Origin of the sequence: Bradyrhizobium sp., from assembly GCF_036009065.1 — a bacterium.
GTDB lineage: Bacteria > Pseudomonadota > Alphaproteobacteria > Rhizobiales > Xanthobacteraceae > Bradyrhizobium.
Genome location: NZ_DASYMN010000412.1, coordinates 1 through 2,109, shown reverse-complemented (window position 1 = coordinate 2,109; position 2,109 = coordinate 1). Strand labels below are relative to the sequence as shown.

Annotated in this window: 3 protein-coding genes; 2 read left to right on the top strand and 1 reads right to left on the bottom strand. The window is 60.0% G+C overall.

Features of this window, described 5'->3' with window-relative positions:
- The coding region (locus VGP39_RS24795; RefSeq protein ID WP_327570729.1) for a short-chain dehydrogenase/reductase at positions 1 to 581 on the bottom strand (581 nt) is incomplete at its 3' end.
- An 11-nt stretch (positions 582 to 592) separates the two neighbouring features.
- Between VGP39_RS24795 and VGP39_RS24790 the strand changes: the two genes are divergently transcribed.
- On the top strand, positions 593 to 856 hold the full coding sequence (locus VGP39_RS24790; RefSeq protein ID WP_327570728.1) for a hypothetical protein: 264 nt from the start codon (positions 593 to 595) through the stop codon (positions 854 to 856).
- Positions 853 to 1,929 (top strand): tartrate dehydrogenase, encoded by a 1,077-nt coding sequence (locus VGP39_RS24785; protein WP_327570727.1) that lies wholly within the window; start codon positions 853 to 855, stop codon positions 1,927 to 1,929. Before VGP39_RS24790 ends, VGP39_RS24785 begins: the two co-directional genes overlap by 4 nt.
- Positions 1,930 to 2,109 lie beyond the last annotated feature (180 nt).

Here is a 2,109-nt window from a genome sequence, read left to right as displayed (position 1 = left end):
AGCGTGACATGACGGTCGGTGCCGACCGGGCCCGGATTGATGCCGACCACGCGGATGTTGTCGGCGAGGCTCTTGCCGCCGAGCGCGCGGGTGAATGCCATCAACGCCGCGTTGCCGGCGCTGCCGCAGATATAGTTGGCGTCGAATTTTTCGCCGGCGGCGCCGATGTCGTTGACGATGACACCGTGGCCGCGCGCCTTCATCTGCGCGTAGATGGCGCGGGTGAGGTTGATGTAGCCAAACACTTTCAGTTCCCAGGCATGCCGCCAGGTCGCCTCGTCGATCTTGTCGATCGAGCCGCCGGGAATATCGCCGGCATTGTTGACCAGGATGTCGATATCGGCGGCGTCCTTCACCAGCCTCGCAATATCCTCGGGCTTACGAAGATCGGTGACGTGAACGGAGGCGTCTATCTGATGCGCCGATCGCAGGCGGTCTGCCAGCGCCTTCAATTGATCGCCGCTGCGGGCGGCGAGGCGGAGATCGCAGCCTTCTTCCGCAAACGCTTCGGCGGCGGCGGCGCCAATGCCCTTGGAGGCGCCGGTGATCAGGACGCGTTTGCCGCGCAAATGAAGGTCCATGGGATGCTCTCTTGATTGGAAAATTGAATCTTGTAGCCCGCGGTCGCGCGAATGCGCGCCCGATGATGGTGAAACCCGGGGCGGTGCTTGTCCCGGATTGCGCCATCGGACCGCGCATTCGCGCGACCCGTTGGCTCCATCCGGAGCTACAGAACCAATCGAAATCGGTCAACATTGCACTGCAGCGTTGCGCCATGGTTTACTTTGGTCCATTGCAATCCGATAATTCTGATGAAGGCGCTGACGCCGCAAATCTTGAAGGACTCTCCTTGTGAGCACAGAAAAAAAATATCGAATAGCAGTCATCCCCGGCGACGGCATCGGCAAGGAAGTCGTCCCCGAAGGTCTTCGCGTGCTGGAGGCGGCCGCGAAGAAACACGGCGTCAACGTGCATTTCGACCACTTCGACTTCGCCTGCTGGGATTTTTACGAAAAGCACGGCCAGATGATGCCGAACGACTGGAAGGACAAAATCGGCAAGCACGATGCGATCTATTTCGGCGCGGTGGGCTGGCCGGCGAAAATCCCCGATCACATTTCGTTGTGGGGATCGCTGATCAAATTCCGCAGGGAGTTCGACCAGTATGTGAACTTGCGCCCGGTGCGGCTGATGCCCGGCGTCCCGTCGCCGCTCGCCAACCGCAAGCCCGGCGATATCGATTTCTGGGTGGTGCGTGAAAATACCGAAGGCGAGTATTCTTCCGTAGGCGGCCGCATGTTTCCGGACACCGAGCGCGAATTCGTCACCCAGCAGACGGTGATGACGCGCATCGGCGTCGACCGCATCTTGAAGTTCGCGTTCGATCTTGCGGCATCGCGCCCCAAGAAGCATCTGACGTCGGCGACCAAATCCAACGGCATTTCCATCACCATGCCGTATTGGGATGAGCGGGTGGAGGCGATGGCCAAGACTTATCCCAAAGTGAAATGGGACAAGTACCACATCGATATTCTGACCGCGAATTTCGTGCTGCATCCGGACTGGTTCGATGTGGTCGTCGGCTCCAATCTGTTCGGCGACATCCTGTCCGATCTCGGGCCGGCCTGCACCGGAACCATCGGCATTGCGCCCGCCGCGAATATCAACCCGGAACGGCATTTTCCGTCCGTATTCGAGCCGGTGCACGGCTCCGCGCCTGACATCGCGGGGCAGGGGATCGCCAATCCGATCGGCCAGATCTGGTCTGGCGCGATGATGCTCGATCACCTCGGCGAAAAGGCCGCGGCGGCGTCGATCGTTGCGGCGATCGAGCGCACGCTCGGCGAACGCACGCTGCGCACGCGGGATCTCGGCGGCAACGCCGATACGGCCGCCTGCGGCAAGGCGGTGGCGGAGATGGTGGAGTAGCAAAAGCAAGTACCGCGTCATCCTGAGAGCTTGTGAATCTATTGATTTTTGCGTTTTCCGACATGAGTCAAATCAAAGACTTAGGACCCGCAGAAACGTCGAAATTCGAATAGATTCACAAACTCTGAGGTGCTCGCCGTTCTTTACGGCGAGCCTCGAAGGATGGGCCACGGCTGCAAG